Genomic DNA, 2,109 nt, shown 5'->3' with positions numbered 1-2,109 from the left:
TACTATTGCCTGAGCTGCAAGGTGAAAGCATGTGTTTACTTCGTATTCATTGAATATTCTTTCAACTGCTGCATAATCTGTTATGCTTCCTCTTACAATCCCGCCCAGTTTATTGCAGACGCTGCTCATGCAGCTTAGCGGCGAAGCTGGAATCTCATCCCTGATTAAAATTACAACATTTGCGCCTTTTTCTACCAGCGCTTTGGTAATCCAGGAGCCGATGAAGCCATTTGCGCCGGTTACGAATACGTTGCAGTCTCTCCAATTATTCTTCATGCCATAACCTCAAAAACTAACTCTTATTTACCTTTCTCGCTTTTAAAACTGTATCCCAACATAGATTAATCATGCTTTTTGGTAAGCAGGAGTCTAGAAATATCGTGCAAGAAAATAAAAAAGGATGTCTGTCCAACCACTCTCCACCATAAACTAGTGTCCCTCTTTGCCATTTTTCAATTTTAAGCCCGCTATCTTCGATCATTTTTCTAAGCCTACCAGCTTCTATATAAGATGGATGGAATTCAGCTTCCTGAAACTTTTTTGCATTCCTTTCCTCCATCCAAAGGTTCTGTTTATATATATTCTCTCGAGCTTTGGTTGGGAATTTCCTAAAAACGGTTCTGAAGAAATTGCTCTTGTTGGGAGTCGATATTATAGCTGCACCGCTCTCCTTCAGCGAGGCTTTAATGTTTGAGAGGTACTTCTCCAGATTATGCAGGTGCTCCAAAACTTCGGACGAGATAACCACGTCATACTTTCCTAGTTCCAAACCTTGCTCTATATCCGCCTTAATAAATTTGCAATTTTTAAATCCGTATTCAGAGGCGAGAAAATTGTTGTACTCCGCAAGTTTTTCGGAGATATCGACACCAATAAACTCTACATTCCTGTCTTTTGTTAGAAGATTGAGCATAAATATGTCGGTTCCATGACCACATCCTAAATCTAAGACTTTTATTTCTTTCTTCGATCTAATTTCTTCCATGAAGAAATTTCTAATAGTTCTTTTCATCCTGAACCATGAGTAGACTTCCGAGGGTGATTGCCACACAGGGATTTTAGGTTCCATGCTCTCAACTATTAACAATGCTCCAGATAAATTTATTTATTTCTGCCGAGAAGCTACTTTTGCTCAATTTAAGCGCAGCCTTCCTGGCATTCCTGCCGATTCTTTTAGAGAGCTTAGGGTTGCGCGCAAGGAGATTAATTGCATCCGCAAGCTCTTCTTCATTCGATACGTCAACCTTGAGGCAGCTTTTTTTATCTTCAAGTAGCTCTCCTGCACCAACCATGCCTGAGCTGTCCATGATAACAGGCAGTCCTAGCGCTGCCGCCTCTGCTATGCTCAGACCGAATGGCTCATACTTAGAAGGGCTAACGTAAATTTTTGCCTCTGAGTACAGTTTCCAGAGCTGTGGTTGAGGAAGACTCCCTGTGAACGTTACTCGATTTTCAACTCCAAGCTTTATAGAAAGTTCTTTTAATTCCCTTAGATACGGCTCGCTGTATATATGCCCTGCTATTACTAAAGATAAACTCGAATCCACTTTAGGAAGGGCACATACGAGCTTCTCTATTCTTTTCTCAGGAGAGACTCTGGATATCGTCAGAATTATGTCCCGCTTCTTCTTATTCAATCCTTGCACGTTGACTGGCGGATTAATAATCGTGGCAGTGCGTCCAAAAAATTCTTTCATCAAGCGTGCATCGACCTCGCTCAGGGCAATAATTGCATCCGCATAGTTAGCGCCTAACTCTTCTAATTTTCTAATAAAAATGCTCTTATAGGAATAGGAGAAAATCCTGAACGGCATGAAAATGAACTTGCAACCGCAGGTTTTTGCCAGCGCAGTGCATATTGGAGCGGAATGCCAGTCTATGCCGAGTGCCAAGGAGGGATTAAAAACAGAAAGAGCCTCAACTTCCTTCAGCCCTTTCAGTACAAATTCCACGTTGCCTGCATCTTCCAGTGTTCTCTTGGAGCTAACAAGAACAGGATGCACCTCCGGAGGAGAAGTTGCTTCTACATGGGATGCGGTAACTACCTTTACTCTGTGGAGCTTTTTTAATGCGCTGGCTACCGCATTTGCATATACTCCATTTCCGCTG

3 protein-coding genes are annotated in these 2,109 nt (G+C 42.1%); all 3 read right to left on the bottom strand.

The genetic code is table 11. From position 1 onward, the window contains the following. The coding region (locus KKA81_17420; protein MBU2652710.1) for a GDP-mannose 4,6-dehydratase at positions 1-276 on the bottom strand (276 nt) is incomplete at its 3' end. A gap of 16 nt (positions 277-292) precedes the next feature. After that, positions 293-1,069, bottom strand: a complete 777-nt coding sequence (locus KKA81_17415; protein MBU2652709.1) for a class I SAM-dependent methyltransferase — start codon at positions 1,067-1,069, stop codon at positions 293-295. A gap of 4 nt (positions 1,070-1,073) precedes the next feature. Continuing rightward, on the bottom strand, positions 1,074-2,109 hold a 1,036-nt coding region (locus KKA81_17410), incomplete at its 5' end, for a glycosyltransferase family 4 protein (protein MBU2652708.1).

The sequence above is a fragment of the Bacteroidota bacterium genome, assembly GCA_018831055.1.
Taxonomy (GTDB): domain Bacteria; phylum Bacteroidota; class Bacteroidia; order Bacteroidales; family B18-G4; genus M55B132.
Note: the sequence above shows the minus strand (reverse complement) of the source record. Positions and strands in the feature narration are given on the sequence as shown.

What these genes read in the sequence shown, in the direction of transcription:
- KKA81_17415 (MBU2652709.1), bottom strand. Translation starts at nt 1,069, where the DNA reads ATGGAACCTAAAATCCCTGTGTGGCAATCACCCTCGGAAGTCTACTCA.